This window comes from Mycobacterium sp. (genome assembly GCF_032162105.1).
In the GTDB taxonomy this organism is placed as follows: Bacteria; Actinomycetota; Actinomycetes; order Mycobacteriales; family Mycobacteriaceae; genus Mycobacterium.
This window is the reverse complement of record NZ_JAVRPS010000394.1, coordinates 16,792-34,177: the sequence shown is the minus strand read 5'-3', so window position 1 is coordinate 34,177 and position 17,386 is coordinate 16,792. Positions and strand designations below refer to the sequence as shown.

At 65.8% G+C, this 17,386-nt stretch carries 19 protein-coding genes; 11 read left to right on the top strand and 8 right to left on the bottom strand.

Annotated features, from left to right (window positions below; all coding sequences use genetic code 11):
* The 4 genes from ipdC to echA20 form a co-directional block, all read right to left on the bottom strand.
* A partial coding sequence (gene ipdC, locus QOC69_RS20300) for a (3aS,4S,5R,7aS)-5-hydroxy-7a-methyl-1-oxo-octahydro-1H-indene-4-carboxyl-CoA dehydrogenase (RefSeq protein WP_526442885.1) occupies nt 1–801 on the bottom strand: 801 nt, incomplete at its 3' end.
* Nucleotides 798–1,547 (bottom strand): cholesterol ring-cleaving hydrolase subunit IpdB, encoded by a 750-nt coding sequence (gene ipdB, locus QOC69_RS20295; protein ID WP_526442883.1) that lies wholly within the window; start codon nt 1,545–1,547, stop codon nt 798–800. The genes ipdB and ipdC, both read right to left, overlap by 4 nt.
* Nucleotides 1,544–2,425 (bottom strand): cholesterol ring-cleaving hydrolase subunit IpdA, encoded by an 882-nt coding sequence (gene ipdA / locus QOC69_RS20290; protein ID WP_526442881.1) that lies wholly within the window; start codon nt 2,423–2,425, stop codon nt 1,544–1,546. Before ipdA ends, ipdB begins: the two co-directional genes overlap by 4 nt.
* Complete coding sequence (gene echA20 / locus QOC69_RS20285) at nt 2,422–3,180, bottom strand: (7aS)-7a-methyl-1,5-dioxo-2,3,5,6,7,7a-hexahydro-1H-indene-carboxyl-CoA hydrolase (protein ID WP_526442879.1); 759 nt, start codon at nt 3,178–3,180, stop codon at nt 2,422–2,424. The genes ipdA and echA20 overlap by 4 nt, the downstream gene beginning before the upstream one ends.
* A gap of 65 nt (nt 3,181–3,245) precedes the next feature.
* Here echA20 and QOC69_RS20280 point away from each other — a divergent pair, with 65 nt between their 5' ends.
* Nucleotides 3,246–4,025, top strand: a complete 780-nt coding sequence (locus QOC69_RS20280; protein ID WP_526442877.1) for an SDR family oxidoreductase — start codon at nt 3,246–3,248, stop codon at nt 4,023–4,025.
* A gap of 27 nt (nt 4,026–4,052) precedes the next feature.
* Nucleotides 4,053–4,958 (top strand): SDR family oxidoreductase, encoded by a 906-nt coding sequence (locus QOC69_RS20275; protein WP_526442875.1) that lies wholly within the window; start codon nt 4,053–4,055, stop codon nt 4,956–4,958.
* Here the strand turns inward: QOC69_RS20275 and QOC69_RS20270 are convergent.
* Genes QOC69_RS20270 through QOC69_RS20260 form a run of 3 tightly spaced genes read right to left on the bottom strand, consistent with a single transcriptional unit; the run spans nt 4,955 to nt 6,567 of the window.
* Complete coding sequence (locus tag QOC69_RS20270; protein ID WP_526442889.1) at nt 4,955–5,404, bottom strand: nitroreductase family deazaflavin-dependent oxidoreductase; 450 nt, start codon at nt 5,402–5,404, stop codon at nt 4,955–4,957. The genes QOC69_RS20275 and QOC69_RS20270 overlap by 4 nt on opposite strands.
* Before the next feature lie 9 nt (nt 5,405–5,413).
* Nucleotides 5,414–6,112 carry a mycothiol-dependent nitroreductase Rv2466c family protein gene (locus QOC69_RS20265; RefSeq protein ID WP_526442873.1) on the bottom strand — a complete coding sequence of 233 codons (699 nt, stop codon included), beginning with the start codon at nt 6,110–6,112 and terminating at the stop codon, nt 5,414–5,416.
* Nucleotides 6,109–6,567, bottom strand: coding sequence for a nitroreductase family deazaflavin-dependent oxidoreductase (locus tag QOC69_RS20260; RefSeq protein ID WP_526442871.1), 459 nt, complete (start codon nt 6,565–6,567; stop codon nt 6,109–6,111). Before QOC69_RS20260 ends, QOC69_RS20265 begins: the two co-directional genes overlap by 4 nt.
* 22 nt (nt 6,568–6,589) lie before the next feature.
* On the opposite strand from QOC69_RS20260, the gene QOC69_RS20255 reads away from it, so the two are divergent.
* Nucleotides 6,590–6,967, top strand: a complete 378-nt coding sequence (locus tag QOC69_RS20255) for a DUF8021 domain-containing protein (RefSeq protein ID WP_526442869.1) — start codon at nt 6,590–6,592, stop codon at nt 6,965–6,967.
* 190 nt (nt 6,968–7,157) lie between these two features.
* Nucleotides 7,158–7,427, top strand: a complete 270-nt coding sequence (locus QOC69_RS20250; RefSeq protein WP_526442867.1) for a hypothetical protein — start codon at nt 7,158–7,160, stop codon at nt 7,425–7,427.
* Between the two features lie 52 nt (nt 7,428–7,479).
* Here the strand turns inward: QOC69_RS20250 and QOC69_RS20245 are convergent, their stop codons facing one another.
* Entirely contained in the window at nt 7,480–8,643 is a 1,164-nt protein-coding gene (locus tag QOC69_RS20245; RefSeq protein ID WP_526442865.1) for a steroid 3-ketoacyl-CoA thiolase, read from the bottom strand.
* 121 nt (nt 8,644–8,764) lie between these two features.
* Between QOC69_RS20245 and QOC69_RS20240 the strand changes: the two genes are divergently transcribed.
* The 7 genes from QOC69_RS20240 to QOC69_RS20210 all read left to right on the top strand — a co-directional run bounded on the left by QOC69_RS20240 (nt 8,765) and on the right by QOC69_RS20210 (nt 16,670).
* The gene (locus tag QOC69_RS20240) at nt 8,765–10,006 is read left to right on the top strand and encodes a cytochrome P450 (RefSeq protein ID WP_526442862.1); all 1,242 of its coding nucleotides are present in this window, start codon (nt 8,765–8,767) and stop codon (nt 10,004–10,006) included.
* A gap of 45 nt (nt 10,007–10,051) precedes the next feature.
* Nucleotides 10,052–11,071: an acyl-CoA dehydrogenase family protein gene (locus QOC69_RS20235; protein ID WP_526442860.1), complete on the top strand. Its 1,020-nt coding sequence runs from the start codon at nt 10,052–10,054 to the stop codon at nt 11,069–11,071.
* The gene (fadE29, locus tag QOC69_RS20230) at nt 11,056–12,219 is read left to right on the top strand and encodes an acyl-CoA dehydrogenase FadE29 (protein ID WP_526442858.1); all 1,164 of its coding nucleotides are present in this window, start codon (nt 11,056–11,058) and stop codon (nt 12,217–12,219) included. The genes QOC69_RS20235 and fadE29 overlap by 16 nt, the downstream gene beginning before the upstream one ends.
* Nucleotides 12,216–13,190 carry an OB-fold domain-containing protein gene (locus QOC69_RS20225; protein WP_526442856.1) on the top strand — a complete coding sequence of 325 codons (975 nt, stop codon included), beginning with the start codon at nt 12,216–12,218 and terminating at the stop codon, nt 13,188–13,190. The genes fadE29 and QOC69_RS20225 overlap by 4 nt, the downstream gene beginning before the upstream one ends.
* A complete protein-coding gene (locus QOC69_RS20220; RefSeq protein ID WP_526442853.1) occupies nt 13,187–13,591 on the top strand; it encodes a MaoC family dehydratase in 405 nt (134 codons plus the stop codon). The genes QOC69_RS20225 and QOC69_RS20220 overlap by 4 nt, the downstream gene beginning before the upstream one ends.
* An 8-nt stretch (nt 13,592–13,599) precedes the next feature.
* Complete coding sequence (gene ltp2, locus QOC69_RS20215; protein WP_526442887.1) at nt 13,600–14,757, top strand: 17-hydroxy-3-oxo-4-pregnene-20-carboxyl-CoA lyase; 1,158 nt, start codon at nt 13,600–13,602, stop codon at nt 14,755–14,757.
* An 875-nt stretch (nt 14,758–15,632) separates the two neighbouring features.
* Nucleotides 15,633–16,670 carry a response regulator transcription factor gene (locus QOC69_RS20210; RefSeq protein WP_526442851.1) on the top strand — a complete coding sequence of 346 codons (1,038 nt, stop codon included), beginning with the start codon at nt 15,633–15,635 and terminating at the stop codon, nt 16,668–16,670.
* Nucleotides 16,671–17,386 lie beyond the last annotated feature (716 nt).

The following is a 17,386-nucleotide window of genomic DNA, read 5'->3' as shown; positions in this document are numbered from 1 at the left end:
GCCCGACATCTTCTTGAACTTCTGGGCGTTGACCACCGCGGCGCTGAAACCACGCACGGGTGAACCGCTCTCGAGCTTCTCAACCAGCCCCGTACGCAACACGCGATGCGGCATGCCGTCCACGCGGGTCGACACCACGGTGCCGTCCAGGGCCGCATCCAGGTAGCGCTGCTTGACCGCGTCGGGCACGGTCGAGTCCGACGTCAGCAGGAATCGGGTGCCCATCGCGACGCCTGCCGCGCCGTACGACAGCGCGGCGGCCAGGCCGCGGCCATCGAAGAAGCCACCCGCGGCCACCACCGGGATGTCCACCGCGTCCAGCACCGACGGAAGCAGCAGCGTCGTGGCGACCGGCCCGGTGTGGCCGCCGCCTTCGCCGCCCTGCACGATCACCGCATCGGCGCCCCAGCCAGCCACTTTCTTGGCGTGCTTGGCCGCCCCGACCGACGGAATGACCACCACGCCGGCCTCTTTCAGCTTGGCGATCAGGTCGGGCTTCGGGGCCAACGCGAACGAGGCGACCTTGACACCCTCGCGAATCAGCAGGTCGACCCGGTCGATTGCGTCGCCCGCGTCGGCGCGGATGTTGATGCCGAAGGGCTTGTCGGTGGCCGCCTTGACCTTGGTCACCGCGGTCGCGAGCTCGTCGAGCGTCATGGTGGCCGAGGCGAGGATGCCGAGGCCACCTGCGTTGGACGTTGCCGCCACCAGCCGCGCGCCGGCCACCCAGCCCATGCCGGTCTGTACGACGGGGTGCTCGATGCCGATCAGTTCGGTAAGCGGCGTCCGCAGCGTGCTCACGACCGGATCTCGCGATCCCGCAGCGCCTTCGGGTCGATGACTTCCTGGATCAGCTTCTGCTCGTCGCCCGTGGGCAGGCGCGTGGTCGCCGCGGAGTCCACGTCGTGCACCTCGAACGAAGTGTTCTCGCTGACCTGCGCGGCCTCGACGCCCGGATGCAGTGACACCGCGCGCATCTGGTGGTCCGGGCCGTTGAAGTCGAACACGCCCAGATTGGTCACCACCCGGAAGACGTTGACGAACCGGTACGCAGGGTTGCCGGAATCGAGCTTGTCCCAACCGATGCCGGACACGATGTCGACGGACTCGCCGAACACCCGCGTGGAGTGGTTGCCCACCCAGTAACTGGTGGCGTGGTTGATTGTGTTGCCCGGCGCGCCGCGGACGCCGAACATCTGTCGTTTCGGGTGCTGCAGGGGGCCGAATGCCGACAGGTTCTGATTGCCGTAGCGGTCGATCTGGTTGGCGCCCATGACCACATGGCGCCGGCCCCAGGCGAGCGTCTCGAAGACGCGGCCGAACGGCATCCAGCCCTCGATCGCTCCGGTGACACCCATGGCGGGTGTGTCGGCCAACAGTCGGGCCTCGCCGTCGGTCAGCAGGATGTCGGGGGAGAACGTCAGCCGGGCCAGTCGGGCGCCGATGGCGACCATCGGCGCCATCGGGCTGACCATGATCTCTCCGGCGTCGCGGAACAATTCGGCGCACGCGACGGCGCACACCTCGGCTCGGGAAGCGGAGATCATGCTTGCTCCTCCTTGAACTTGCGCACGGCGGCCTGATAGTCGGCCTCGCTGCCGGACAGATAGGTGGCGACGAACTCTTGCCACGTCTCGTCGGAACCGGCCGCCTCGGCGTAGTGCCGCTGGAACTTCTCGTCGCGCCGGTAATCCGGCTCGGCGGTGGTGAAGTGGGCGCCGCCCGGCGCCTCGACCACGGTGTCGACCATCATCCGGTTGATCACCAGTGCCTGCGGCGGCACCGCCTTGATCAGCTCGTCGGTGGGGACCACACGCTCGACGGACAGGAAGCGCTTGTCGGCGGCCATCAGGAACAGGTCGTCGAAGTAGGGGTCGATCCCGGTGTAGGCCGCGTTGCCTTGGGCGTCACCGAGATTCAGGTGGACGAACGCGGCGTCGAGCGTCAGCGCGGGCATCGCGACGAGTTCCTCGAAGCCGCCGGACGGAGCGGGGTACGGCGACGTCACGGTCTTGAGCTCGTCACCCCAGAAGGCGCGCACGTCGCTGCCGAGCCCGGCGCGGGTCGGCAGGAACGGAAGGCGCTGTGCGGCCGCCTGCAGCCCACAGCGCAGCATGCCCTCGTCCATCTCGCGCGCCTCGATGGCTCCGGTGGTGCGGGCCCTGGCGAACCACGGGTCGTAGAACGGCGGTGAGTCAAGCGACACGAAGCCGTAGTAGAGGCGCTTGATCTTGCCCGCCGAACACAACAGTCCGACGTCGGGTCCGCCGTAGGAGACGACGGTGAGGTCGGTGACGCCGGTGCGCAACACGGCGCGCACGAACGCCATGGGCTTGCGCCGCGACCCCCACCCACCGATGCCGATGGTCATGCCGCTCTCGATGGACGAGACGGCGTCGTCCACCGTCGTTCGCTTGTCCGTCATACCTTGTCGCCCTTCGTGGTTCCGGCGAATGCGTCGCGGTGCTCATCGGACACACCGGCCAGGTTCAACTCGAACGTGAAGCCTTGCTCCATCCGGTATCTGGCGTTGACCGGCTGGATGTCGATGAAGTTCAGCGCTTCCTTGGCCGCCCGGATCACCCGGGTGTCCTTGCTGGCGATGTCGCGGGCCACTCGCAGTGCGGACTCGTCGAGGTCCGCGCGCGGCACCACCTCGTGCACCGAGCCGAAGTGGTGCAGGGTCTGCGCGTCCACGGTGGCGGCGGTGAAGAACAGTCGCCGCATCATGTGCTGCGGGACGAGGCGGGACAGGTGCGTGGCCGCGCCGAGGGCGCCACGTTCCACCTCGGGCAGACCGAACGTGGCGTCGTCGGAGGCGACGATGACGTCGGCGTTTCCGACCAGTCCGATGCCGCCGCCGACGCAGAACCCGTTGACGGCCGCGACGACAGGCACCTCGCACTCGTAGACCGCGCGGAACGCGTGGAAACAGCCGCGATTGGCGTCGATGAGCGCGGTGAAGCCCTCGGTGTTCTGCATCTCCTTGATGTCGACGCCTGCGTTGAAGCCGCGACCCTCGGCGCGCAGGATCACCACGTGGGTGTTGCGATCGCGGCCCGCGGCGGTGATGGCGTCGCCGAGTTCGAACCAACCCCGGGACGGGATGGCGTTGACCTTCGGATAGTCGACGGTGACCGAGACGATGCCCGGTTCGACCGTCTTCGTGGTGATCGTCATGCGAAATACCTCAGCTACTCCGGGGGTGGCTACCTAAGCAAGCACTTGCTTGGTACGCTAGCACAGTGACCGCCGCCGCTGACAGTGCTCCATTCAACTTCCAGTTGGGCGGTCGGGTCGTTCTGGTGACCGGTGGCGTGCGCGGAGTCGGCGCAGGCATCAGCGCCGTGTTCGCCGCTCAGGGTGCGACCGTCGTCACCTGCGCGCGCCGCCCCGTCGAGGGACTGCCATATGAGTTCCACCCCTGCGACGTCCGCGACGACGACTCCGTCAAGGCCCTCATCGACGCCATCGTCAGCGCCCACGGCAGGCTCGACGTCGTCGTCAACAATGCGGGTGGTTCTCCGTACGTGTTGACCGCCGACGCGTCGGCCAAGTTCAACACCAAGATCATCGAGCTGAACCTGCTTGGGCCGCTGTCGGTTTCACAGCACGCGAACGCCGTCATGCAGGCGCAACCCCACGGCGGTTCGATCGTCAACATCACCAGCGTCAGTGGCCGCAGGCCGACCCCGGGCACCGCGCCCTACGGTGCGGCCAAGGCGGGCATGGAGAGCATCACCAGTACATTGGCGGTCGAGTGGGCGCCGAAGGTCCGGGTGAACTCGGTGGTGGTCGGCATGGTGGAGACCGAGCAGTCCGAACTGTTCTACGGCGACGCCGATTCCATCGCCGCGATCTCGAAGAACGTTCCGCTCGGCCGGCTCGCCAAGCCGGTTGACGTCGGTTTGGCCGTCGCGTTCCTGGCGTCCGACGCGGCGTCCTACATCAGCGGCGCGTCGCTTGAGGTGCACGGCGGCGGCGAGCCACCGCACTATCTGGCGACGACGACTGCCATCAAGTAACTCGAACAACAAGGGAGACACAAGGATATGGGACTGCTCGACGGCCGCGTGGTCATCGTGACGGGCGCAGGCGGCGGCATCGGACGCGCCCACGCATTGGCGTTCGCCGCCGAGGGTGCGCGCGTGGTGGTCAACGACATCGGCGTCGGCCTCGACGGCTCGCCCGCCGGTGGCGGTAGCGCCGCGCAGGGCGTCGTCGACGAGATCGCCGCTGCCGGTGGCGAAGCCGTGACCAGCGGGGCCAACGTCGCCGACTGGGCGCAGGCCGAAGGCCTGATCCAGACCGCGGTCGACTCGTTCGGCGGTCTCGACGTCCTGGTCAACAACGCGGGCATCGTGCGGGACCGGATGTTCGCCAACACCAGCGAGGACGAGTTCGACGCCGTCATCGCCGTGCATCTCAAGGGGCACTTCGCCACCATGAAACACGCTGCGGCGTACTGGCGCGCGCGGTCCAAGGCGGGGTCGGCGGTGGACGCCCGCGTCATCAACACCAGCTCCGGCGCCGGCCTGCAAGGCAGTGTGGGACAGGGCAACTACAGCGCAGCCAAGGCGGGCATCGCGGCCATGACGCTGGTGGCGTCCGCCGAGATGGGCCGATACGGGGTGACCGTCAACGCGATCGCGCCGTCGGCCCGCACCCGGATGACCGAGACGGTCTTCGCGGACATGATGTCGACGCAGGACTCCGATTTCGACGCCATGGCGCCGGAGAACATCTCGCCGTTGGTGGTGTGGCTGGGCAGCGTCGAATCCCGTGAGGTCACCGGTAAGGTGTTCGAGGTCGAGGGCGGCATCATCCGCGTCGCCGAGGGCTGGTCCCGCGGGGCCGAGGCGGACAAGGGCGCGCGCTGGGATCCAGCCGAACTCGGTCCCGTCGTCACCGATCTGCTGGCCAAGTCGCGGACGCCGCTGCCCGTCTTCGGCGCCTAGGCTGCGGGTTCGCACACCACCAGCGGAATGACCCGGTCCGCGGCGTCACGGTAGTTCTTGTACGGCGGGTACATCCGGATCAACGCCGGCCAGTACCGTCGACGCTCTTCGTCGGTTGCGTCGCGGGCCGTCATCGCCAGGTGCTCGTCGCGGACCTGTACCTGCACGTGCGGATTCGCCCGCAGATTCAGGTACCACATCGGGTTCCCGTCCCGCCCGCCGAACGACGCGGGCAGCACCACTTTCTGGCCGTCCCGCAGGTAGAGGGTCGCGGTGGTCCTCGATAGGCCCGACCTGCGGCCGGTCGTCGTGAGCAGTGCCGCCGGGAACCACAGCAGCTTCGCGCCGAGCCTGCCATTGGTCCGTCGATACACCGCGATGTGGGCGCGCGCGAAGAGCTTCAATGCCCGCGCCAGCAGCGCCGAGTTACGGATCCGTTCGGAGATGCGACCCATCTACGCCTTGCCCGCAGCCTGGGGGTCCACCCCGAAACTGGCCAGCTGCGGCCGCTCCCGCCGCGACCGCTTGAGCTCGGCGAATCCGGGGAACGAGGCCAACCCGATGACGTGGTCCCACAGCGCGCCCGCGTCGTCCTCGCTGGGCAGCCTGCTGAGCACGGGTCCGAAGAACGCGGTGCCGCCCGGCGGCTGGAAGTGCAGGATCGGGGTTCCGACGTCGCGGCCGGTCAGCGCGAGCGCCTCCTCGGTCTCCGCTCGGAGCTCGTCATCGAGCGAGGTGTCGTCGAGTGCGTCGGCCAGGCCTGCGGGCAGACCGACCGACTCCAGCAGTGGTTCCAGCATGTGCCGTGCGCCCTGATCGGACGCCGACAGCGGATCGACGGACCGCGTGGTGTCGAAGATGCGGGTGCCGATCGCTTCGTACAGGGGGCCGACGGCCGCGCGGCCATGCTCGGTCCGGACCCGGGCGGCGACCCGCAGCAGTCGAAGACCCGCCGTGTGCCCTGCCTCGTACTCGGGCGGGAAGTGCGCGTCGTAGTCGATGTGCGCGTTGAGGATTCGCAGCGAGATGAACCGCCAGTCCACCAGGTAGTCGCGCTGGACGGCGACCATCCGGACCCACTTGCTGGTGATCCACGCGAACGGGCAGACCGGATCGAAGTAGAAGTGCAGATCCGCGTGACCCTGCGCGCTCACGCCGGCTCGCAGACCACCAGCGGTATGCTGCGCTCGGTCCAGGACTGGTAGTCGTCGTAGGTGGGGTACATCTCGACCAGCTTCGGCCAGTAGAGGGCACGCTCCTCGTCGTTGGCATCGCGCGCGGTCAGGCGCAGGATCTCGTCCTTGATCTGGACCTTCACCTTGGGGTCGGCCTTCAGGTTCAGGTACCACATCGGGTTCTTGGCGCTGCCGCCCTTGGAGGCCGCGACGATCACCCGGTCGCCGTCCCGGTGGAAGTACAGCGGGCTGAACCGGGGATCGCCGCTCTTTCGGCCGGTCGTGGTCAGCAGCGCGACGGGGATGTTCTGGAACGTGCCCCCGAGCCCATGGCCGTTGTTGCGGCGATAAGCCCAGGTGTTGAGGCGCGACATCCACTTGACGAAGAAGTCGCCCATAGGCGAATCCATGTAGCGAGGCCGTGATTTTGGCATGGGGTCATCCTATGCTCGGCCGGTGGACACAGTTTCGGATACGGACCGCATCGCCGCGGCCGACGCCTACATCGACGCGCTTGCCAGCCACGACGGCGATTCGGTGCCGTTCGCGACCGACTGCGTCCGCATCGAGGTGGGTCTCAAGACCGGGTTCTCCGGAGATCACTTGCGGCGCAGCCTGAATCGCGGCCCCCAGTACCGCATCATCGCGGCGACCACAGACCGTGAGTTCACCGTCGACGGCGACGAGGTACGCGCGACGTTCACCGTCGTCACCAGGCCGAAGGTCGCCGGACGCCACGTCGTTGCCCAGGTCGACGAGACGCTCCTGATCCCCGCGAGCGACGGCAAGATCCACCACATTCGGGCGCGGATTCGCCCGCGCATCCAGCTCTAGCTTCTGCCCGTCGCTGTTAACCCCGAGAGTGCTTAGCTAATCGAATGACTGCCCTTGCAGCGGCCTCGACAGTTGTTGTAGCAAGCCAACGCAAGATCTCCTGCGACCCTGCTTTGAACCAACCGGTGCCACAACTCGTTAACCGAGTAGGTCGGGTGACTCGAGAAGTAGATTCCGACAAGGAGTGATCATGACTACTCGGTTCGCAAAGATCAAGAAATTTGCGGGTACCGCCGCGATGGCGACAGCCGTGGCTGCGGTAGGTTTGGGCCTCGGCTCAGGCACGGCCCAAGCCGATACAAACCATCCGTGCACCCCCCCGCACATGATGATCTGCAATCACGTCCAAACCCACCTCCAACGCGCCGATAACTTCTTCGACCGTATCCAGGGTCGATTCGGCGTTGGCGAAATGACCCGGTTCGATAACAGGGTCGACCGGTTCTTCGGCGTGAAGTAGGCGAGAAGCGCTGGCCGCCAGCGCTGTTGGGGCCAGACCCAGCGCTGACCCCTTAGATCCGCTCGAGGATGGTGCCGGTCGACAGGGCGCCGCCGGCACACATGGTGATGAGCGCGGTGCTCTTGTCGGTGCGCTCCAACTCGTGCAGCGCAGTGGTGATCAGTCGGCTTCCGGTGCACCCCACCGGGTGACCGAGCGCGATGGCGCCGCCGTTGACGTTGACCCGGTCCATGTCCGGCTCGTGCACGCGCGCCCAGGACAGCACCACCGACGCGAAGGCCTCGTTGATCTCGACGATGTCGATGTCACCCATCTTCATGCCGGCCTTCTCCAGCACCTTGGCGGTGGACTGGACGGGGCCGTCGAGGTGGTAGTACGGCTCGGCGCCGACGTTGGCCTGGCTGATGATGCGGGCACGCGGCTTCAGGCCCAGTGCGCGGGCCTTGTCTTCGTCCATCCACAGCACGGCGGCCGCGCCGTCGGAGATCTGCGACGAGGTGCCCGCGGTGTGGATTCCGCCCTCCATCACGGGCTTCAGCTGCGACAGGCCCTCGAGCGTGGTGTCGCGCAGACCCTGGTCGCGGCCGACGGGTGCGAGGTCGGACGTCGGCTGCTTCTGCTCGTCGAGCACCGGCGCCACGATCGGCGAGATCTCGCGGTCGAACCGGCCTTCGGCCCAGGCCACCTTGGCCTTCTGCTGGGAGGCGAGGCCGAACGCGTCGATGTCCTCGCGGGTGATGCCGCGGCGCTTGGCGATCCGCTCGGCGGCGGTGAACTGATCGGGCATGTCGATGTCCCACGACGCGGCGCGGATGATCGAGCGGTCCGGTCCGGCGTTGGCGCCAAGGCCCACCCGGCTCATCGCCTCGATGCCGCAGGCGATTCCGACGTCGATGGCGCCGATGGAGATCAGCCCCGCGATCAGGTGGTTGGCCTGCTGGCCGCTTCCGCACTGGCAGTCGACGGTGGTGGCGCCGACGTGCTCGGGCAGACCGGCGGTCAGCCAGCCCACGCGGGTGATGTTGTTCGACTGCTCGCCGAACTGCGTGACGCAGCCCCCGATGAGCTGCTCGACCTCGCCGGCGTCGATGCCGGCCTTCTCCACGACAGCCTTCTGCACGGCACCCAGAAGTTCGGTGGCGTGCAGGCCGGAAAGCCAGCCATTGCGCTTTCCGATTGGGCTGCGGGTGGCTTCGACGATGACAGGGTTACCCATTCCGCCAGGCTAGAACACGTTTCATAAGTCTGACAAGCCGCGATGCCGCCACGCCTTTGATCTGCGGTGAAGGCATGTTTTACTGGCACTAGAACACGTTGCAATTGAGGAGAGCACTGCTATGGCACCCCCCAATATTCCAGCTGCCTTCGACTTCCTGGATCCAGACGTCAACCTCGTCGGCCTGCCCGTCGAGGAGCTTGCCGAGCTGCGCAGGTCGGAGCCGATCCACTGGGTCGCCGTTGCCGGCGGTTGCGGCGGCTTCGAGGACCACGGCTATTGGATGGTCAGCAAGCACGCCGACGTCAAGGAGGTGTCGCGTCGCAGTGACGTCTTCTCCAGCTGGGAGAACGGGGCGATCCCGGTGTGGCCGCAGGAGATGAAGCGCGACATGGTCGAGATGCAGCGCAGCGTCATGCTCAACATGGACGCGCCGCACCACACCCGATTGCGCAAGATCATCTCCCGCGGGTTCACCCCCCGAGCCATCGGCCGGCTGGAGGAGGAGCTCGCCCAGCGCGCCCAGAACATCGTGAAGGCCGCAGCGGCAGAGGGCTCGGGCGACTTCGTCGAGCAGGTGTCGTGCGAGCTGCCGCTACAGGCCATCGCCGGTCTGCTCGGCGTGCCCCAGGACGACCGCGACAAGTTGTTCCGCTGGTCCAATGAGATGACCGGCGGCGAGGATCCCGAGTTCGCCGACGTCGATCCCGCGCAGTCCTCGATGGAAGTGATCATGTACGCGATGGCGATGGCCGACGAGCGGGGCAAGAACCCGACCGACGACATCGTCACGGCGCTGATCCAGGCCGACATCGACGGAGAGAAGCTCTCCGACGACGAGTTCGGCTTCTTCGTCATCATGCTCGCCGTGGCGGGCAACGAGACGACTCGCAACTCGATCACGCACGGCATGATCGCGCTGGCGAACAATCCGGACCAGTGGGAGCTCTTCAAGAAGGAGCGCCCGTCCACGACGGCCGACGAGATCATCCGCTGGGCCACGCCGGTGTCGGCGTTCCAGCGCACCGCCAACGAGGACACCGAGCTCGCAGGCGTACAGATCAAGAAGGGCCAGCGGCTGGTGATGTCCTACCGCTCGGCCAACTTCGACGAAGACGTCTTCGAGGATCCGCATGCGTTCAACATCCTGCGCGACCCGAATCCGCACGTCGGGTTCGGCGGCACCGGCGCGCACTTCTGCATCGGCGCGAACCTGGCCAGGATGACGATCAACCTCATCTTCAACGCGGTTGCCGACCACATGCCAGATCTCAAGCCCATCGGCGAGCCCGAGCGGCTACGGTCGGGGTGGCTCAACGGCATCAAGCATTGGCAGGTCGACTACACGGGCGCCAACGCTTAAGCGCTCGCGGAGCGCTCAAACTTCCCAGGATCAAGGAGGATTCGGGTGGACTTCAGTCCGGACGAAGGACAGCAGGCCGTCGCCGACGTGGTGACTTCTGCACTCGGGCGGGACAACAGCTGGGATGCACTCGTCGACGGCGGTGTCGTCGCGTTCGGCGTCCCGGAGCGGCTGGGCGGTGACGGGCTGGGACTGCCGGAGATCACCACGGCGCTCACCGAGATCGGGAGGCACGGCACCGTGAGCCCCGCGCTCGCGACTCTCGGCCTCGGGCTGGTGCCGCTGTTGGATCTGGCCTCCGACGAGCAGCAGGACCGCTTCCTGGCAGGCGTGGCCAAGGGCGGCGTGCTCACCGCCGCACTGAACGAGCCCGGTTCGTCGTTGCCCGAGCGGCCAGGCACGACCCTGGCCGGCGGGAAGCTGTCGGGCACCAAGGTCGGTGTTCCCTATGCAGAGCTTGCGGATTGGATGCTCGTCACCACCGACACCGCAGTGGTCGTGGTGTCGCCCAAGGCCCCCGGCGTGACGCTGACGACGACCCCGACGTCGAACCACTCCGACGAGTACGTGGTGACGTTCGCCGACGTGCCGGTGCCCGGTGCCGACGTCTTGGCCGGTGCCGACGCGCGTCGGGTCAATCAGCTGGTGCTGGCGTCGACGGGGGCATTCGCCGCCGGACTCGTCGCAGGAGCGTTGCGGCTCACGGCCGACTACGTGGCCACCCGAGAGCAGTTCGGCAAGCCGCTGTCGACGTTCCAGACCGTGGCGGCGCAGCTCGCCGAGGTGTACATCGCGTCGCGCACCATATCGCTGGCCTCCACGTCGGTGATCTGGCGCTTGTCTGAAGGCCGGGACGCCGACGAGGACCTCGACGTCCTCGGGTACTGGGTGACGTCGCAGGCGCCACCGGTGATGCAGCTCTGCCACCATCTGCACGGCGGGATGGGCATGGACATCGCCTACCCGATGGACCGGTACTACTCGACGATCAAGGACCTGACCCGGCTGCTCGGCGGTCCGTCACACCGCCTCGACCTGGTGGGAGAACTGTGTACATCGAACTGACCCCCGAACAGCGTCAGCTGCAAGCCGAACTGCGGCAGTACTTTTCGAACCTCATCAGCCCCGAAGAAGCCAAGGCGATGGAGTCCGACCGGCACAACGAGGCCTACCGGGCGGTGATCAAGCGGATGGGCTCGGACGGCAAGCTGGGCGTCGGCTGGCCCAAGGAGTTCGGCGGCCTGGGGTACGGCCCCATCGAGCAGTCGATCTTCGTCAACGAGGCACAACGAGCCGACGTGCCGCTGCCTGCCGTCACGCTGCAGACCGTCGGGCCGACCTTGCAGCAGTTCGGCAGCGAGTTGCAGAAGAAGAAGTTTCTGCCCGGCATCCTGGCCGGCGAGGTGCACTTCGCGATCGGCTACACCGAGCCGGATGCAGGCACCGATCTGGCGTCGTTGCGCACCAGCGCGGTCCGCCACGGCGACGAGTACATCGTCAACGGACAAAAGGTCTTCACCACGGGTGGACATGACGCCGACTACATCTGGCTGGCGTGCCGGACCGATCCGGAAGCCGTGAAGCACAAGGGCATTTCGATATTGATCGTCGATACGAAGGATCCCGGCTACACGTGGACGCCGATGATCCTGTCCGACGGCGCGCACCACACCAACGCCACGTATTACAGTGACGTGCGGGTACCGGCCGACATGCTCGTCGGTGAGGAGAACGGCGGCTGGCGACTGATCACCACCCAGCTCAACAACGAGCGAGTGATGCTCGGTCCCGCTGGGCGGGTCGCCTCCATCTATGACCGCATACACGCGTGGGCGTCCAAGCCGGGGAGTGCGGGAGACATCCCGCTCGACCACGACGACGTCAAGCGTTCGCTCGGTGAGATCAAGGCCATGTGGCGCATCAACGAGCTGCTCAACTGGCAGGTAGCGGCATCCGGAGAGAACATCGACGTCGCCGATGCGGCGGCAACCAAAGTCTTTGGCACCGAGCGCATTCAATACATCGGGCGGCTCGCCGAGGCGGTCGTCGGTGCCCACGGCAACCCGGCCGACCCGGAAACCGCCGAGTTGCTCGAGTGGCTCGACAGCCAGACCAAGCGCAACCTGGTCATCACGTTCGGTGGCGGCGTCAACGAGGTGATGCGCGAGATGATCGCTGCATCCGGACTGAAGGTTCCGAGGGTGCCAAGGTGACAATCGAGGACATTCAAAAGGCGGCCGAGCGGGTCAAGGCCGAGGGGCGCAGCAAGCCGCGGGTCGGACGCCACCCGGTGAACCAGCCGATGATCGACCACTGGCTCGACGCCATCGGCGACAAGAACCCGATCTACGTCGACGAGGCCGCGGCCAAGTCCGCCGGTCATCCCGGCATCGTGGCGCCGCCCGCGATGATCCAGGTCTGGACGATGATGGGTCTCGGCGGCGTCCGGCCCGACGACGACCCGTTGGGCAAGATCCTCGAATTATTCGATGATGCAGGCTATATCGGCGTTGTCGCGACCAACTGCGAGCAGACCTACCATCGCTATCTGCGCCCCGGTGAAGAGGTCAGCGTCGCCGCCGAACTGACCGACGTGGTCGGGCCGAAGCAGACCGCGCTGGGCGAGGCCTTCTTCATCACGCAGAAGATCACCTGGCAGGTGGGCGACGAGGACGTCGCCGAGATGATGTGGCGCATCATGAAGTTCATCCCGGCGGATAAAGCTGGCGAAACGCCTACGTCGTCGGTGCCCGACGACTTGGACGCCGATTCGGCGATGCGCCCCGCGTCGTCCAAGGACACCAAGTTCTTCTGGGACGGCGTCAACGCGCACGAGCTGCGCATCCAGAAGCGAGCCGACGGCACGCTGCAGCACCCGCCGGTACCGGCGCTGTGGCTGGACGCCAAAGATGAAGTGACTGAGACCGATTACGTCGTCGCCAGCGGCACGGGCGCGGTCTTCAGCTTCGTCGTGCATCACGCACCGAAGGTGCCCGGCCGCACGCTGCCGTTCGTCATCGCCCTCATCGAACTCGACGAGGGCGTAAGAATGCTCGGCGAGCTACGCAACGTCGACCCCTCGACCGTGGAGATCGGAATGCCAGTCCGCGCCATGTACATCGACTTCCCGGCCAACGACGTCGGTCCGGCCTGGACCAACTACGCGTGGGAGCCGGACGCATGAGCGCACCCGCGATAGAGGTCGGGACCAAGCTGCCCGAGTTGGCGCTGTACGGCGATCCCACCTTCATCGTCTCGACGGCCATCGCCACCCGCGACTACCAGGACGTGCACCACGATCGGGACAAGGCGCAGACGAAGGGGTCCAAGGACATCTTCGTCAACATCCTCACCGACACCGGCCTGGTGCAGCGCTACATCAACGACTGGGCGGGACCGAACGCCGTGATCAAGTCGATCGGGTTGCGACTCGGCGTGCCGTGGTACGCGTACGACACCGTGACGTTCAAGGGCGAGGTGACCGGCGTCGAGAACGGACTGATCACGCTGAAGATCGTGGGCAGCAACAGGCTTGGCGATCACGTCATCGCAAGCGCGACTCTGACGATCGGAGGGGTCGCGTGAGCGACGGATTGTCCGGCAAGGCCGCGATCGTCGGCATCGGCGCCACCGACTTCTCCAAGAACTCCGGCCGCAGCGAGCTGCGCCTTGCCGCCGAGGCGGTGCTCGACGCGCTCGACGATGCGGGTCTGACGCCCGCGGACGTCGACGGCATGACGACGTTCACGATGGACTCCAACACCGAGGTCGCCATCGCGCGCGCCACCGGTATGGGGGACCTGAAGTTCTTCTCCAAGATCCACCACGGCGGCGGTGCGGCGTGTGCGACCGTGCAGCAGGCCGCCATGGCCGTCGCCACCGGGATCGCCGATTGCGTGGTGGCGTATCGCGCGTTCAACGAGCGGTCGGGCATGCGGTTCGGCCAGGTGCAGATGCGGCTGGTCGAGAACGCCGATTCGACCGGCGTCGACAACTCGTTCTCCTATCCGCACGGGCTGTCCACCCCTGCAGCGCAAGTGGCGATGATCGCCAAGCGGTACATGCACTTGTCGGGAGCGACGAGTAGGGACTTCGGCGCGATCTCGGTCGCGGACCGCAAGCACGCCGCCAAGAACCCGAAGGCGTACTTCTACGAGAAGCCGATCACCATCGAGGAGCACCAGGCCTCCCGGTGGATCGCCGAGCCGCTGCGGTTGCTGGACTGCTGCCAGGAGACGGACGGCGGCGTCGCGCTGGTCATCACGTCGCCGGAGCGGGCCAAGGACCTCAAGCAGCGACCCGCCATCATCGAGGCAGCGGCGCAAGGTGCCAGCCCGAACCAGTACTCGATGACCAGTTACTACCGGCCCGAGCTCGACGGGCTGCCCGAGATGGGGCTGGTGGGCAAGCAGTTGTGGGCCCAGTCCGGGCTGAAGCCGACGGACATCCAGACCGCGATCCTCTACGACCACTTCACGCCGTTCACCTTGATTCAGTTGGAGGAGTTGGGGTTCTGTGGTTGGGGCGAGGCCAAGAACTTCATCGCGGACGGTGCCGTCGAGATCGGCGGACGGCTGCCCATCAATACCCACGGCGGTCAGCTCGGTGAGGCCTACATCCACGGCATGAACGGCATCGCCGAGGGCGTGCGGCAGCTGCGCGGCACCTCGGTCAACCCGGTACCCGACGTCGAACACGTGCTCGTCACGGCCGGCACCGGCGTGCCGACGTCTGGTCTCATCCTCGGTTAGGGCGGCAAGCGGACATCTGGATGTAGAGCCGAGCACAGCGTGAGGCCGCCATCGGTTCTACTGCCCGATCGTCCAAGACACAGAACGGCGAGAGGATCGGGCGCGGGATGTGACCGCGGGCGACGCCGGCGGGGCACTTCACGCCGTTGCTCGGAGAAGTTCGTAGGGCTTTGAATCTGGCGGAGGGTGACCGGAGGCCTATCACTGTCAACCGTGCCGGTGGTCAACGACGCGGCCCTGACGCTTCCTTGCTTGGGCGGCGCGCTGCGGACCTAGCAAAGTTTCAGCGGAGGCGTAGATATATCTCGAGGTTCGTTGGCGGCAGCTAACGACATGAGCATGCCAGCCGCGCGAGTGAGGCGTGAGCCAGCGATCCTGTGTTCGTACTTTTGGTCTGGTTTCGGCTCGTGCAGGATGTTTCCCAGGCGAATCGCCAGCAAAACGAAACCGCAGCGCGGAAATCTCACCGTTGTCATACGAAAATTTGTGTAGCCGCCTCCTCAGCAGGGGATTCGTTCAGCGCATTCCGAAGGGCCAGCAGGCAAACTAGTTCCCTAGGGAACGTTTGCACGGCCCGGTATTACTTAACCATTGACGGCATTTTTGGCAAAGGATTAAGATTGGCCATCTTGGCAGCAAAGCATGAGATATGGGGGTTAAGCGGGAAGGGCCGGGGTTAGCACAGCCGCAGACATTCTTCTGCAGGCTGTGGTGGAGTTGGGGGACGCGGGGGCGTTCTTTGGGGAGCGCTGACGGCGCCGTCGCTGGTGCGCAGACTGCTCTGTGGCAGTCCCGCCGGACAAGGTGACCGCGTTCAAAAGCGAATCTTGCTCGTCGACGACGCAATCGTTCGAGCAATCGAGGGGAGGCAGGCAATGGCTCGTCTGGTGTATACAACTGAAAAGGGCGAGCACACTGTCTCTGGAGTGATTCCCGAGCACATTCTACGAGGAGGCCGAAGACCTCTCGATCGCGCGAACATCCGTCTGTCGGGCGAGCTGGCGCAACCCCCGGCGGATCACCCGTTTCCGAGCTCGGACCCGGAGAGCATTGCCACCGGATGTTCACCCATGGAGCATCGGAAGACGACGGCTCCCGCCAATGGCCATGTACGTGAACGATTCTCGGCGTCACGATCGCGCGCGATGTACGATCCGGATGCTCGGACGGCTCCGTCCACTCGACTGGTGTCACACAGAGAGCATTTACCGGGAGTAGCGGAACGCCGTGGTCAGCTTCCCCATGCCCAGATTCTGATCCTCGACGGCTGCACGCTTCAGCGCGAGAATTTAGCTGCGGTCTTCGCTGTCAACGGCACTTCCATGCCGGCCGTCGCCTGGGATTTGCCGTCGTTACGTGCGTCAGTGGGCGTAGCCACTCCGGATATCATTCTCTTGAATATGCTCACCGGCGATAGCGTGACCGTGCTCAATTCGCTACGGGAGACATGCCCGCACGCAAAGGTGATCGTTGTCGGCATTTCCGAGGACGACGAATCGGAGATCGTCGCCTGCGCTGAGGCGGGTGTTGCCGGTTACCACCTGCGAACCGAGTCGCTCGACGATCTGATCGTCCTGATCTCCAAGGTCTTCGACGGGGAGTCCCTTTGCTCGCCAAGGGTTTCCGCAATCCTGCTCAAGCGCTTGTCGGCGCTTGCTGCGCAGCGGCAGCCAGTGGCGAAGGAACTAGTTCTAACAGCACGTGAGATCCAGATCCTACGGATGCTGGAGATAGGCCTGTCGAATCGAGACATCGCAGAACGACTCTGCATCGCGTTGCACACGGTCAAGAACCACGTGCACAGCATCTTGGGAAAGCTCGGGGTCAGCACGCGGGCTCAGGCGGTGGCGTTGTCGCGCTCATTTCAGAACTCCGAGCTGAGCGCGAAGGGCCTAGGCACGGAACCGGTCTGAAGATGGCTCCAACGGTCCATATACGGCGGGCAGGCCGGGACCGATAGTGGATGAGTGCGATGTGAGTTAGCTCAAACCCCGTGTTCCATGCGCGTTGACGCAACTCCATCGGCACTCCTTTGCTTTTGCTGGGTTGGAATCGATCCAATTCCGTTGGAGAGCAAAAGGGAGACGTGTCTTGACTGGTTTCTGACGACGGGGCGACGCGCTCGCTCCAGTTCGGTTTACTGGTGGCCCCCATTTCTACGCATGGCGTCGAGTCGCGGTGGCCCCGCTGTTTTGGGAACCGCGCACCGGGGAAGTGGTCATGGCTGCGCAGTTGAGGAGGGCGGACTAATGCCCGACCAAGCAATTCCTTCGCGCTCTCCGACGGTGCCGCCTAAGATGAGACGGCATCCAATTCTGGTCGGCTCAAAGCCCAATGTTCTTCCGCCCAAACATGTTCCGCCCAAGGCGGCTTTTCCGTCGTTGCCCGGAACTGGATCGGATGGGGGTTCCCAAGCGGACTCGGACGGGGGGTTCCTCAAGCGGTGGATGAGCTCAGGCCCCTCGGGTTCCTGACTCGGACACCCTGACGTCACGGTCACAATGGCACTCGTAATCGCAGTACCGGCGCCAGGAGCAGGGATGGCCCACCCAGAAGTCATCCTCGCTAAGCGTCGATGCATGCGCATGTCGCCGGGTGCCGGTTTGAACGAGCCCGTCCGCAGGCCACC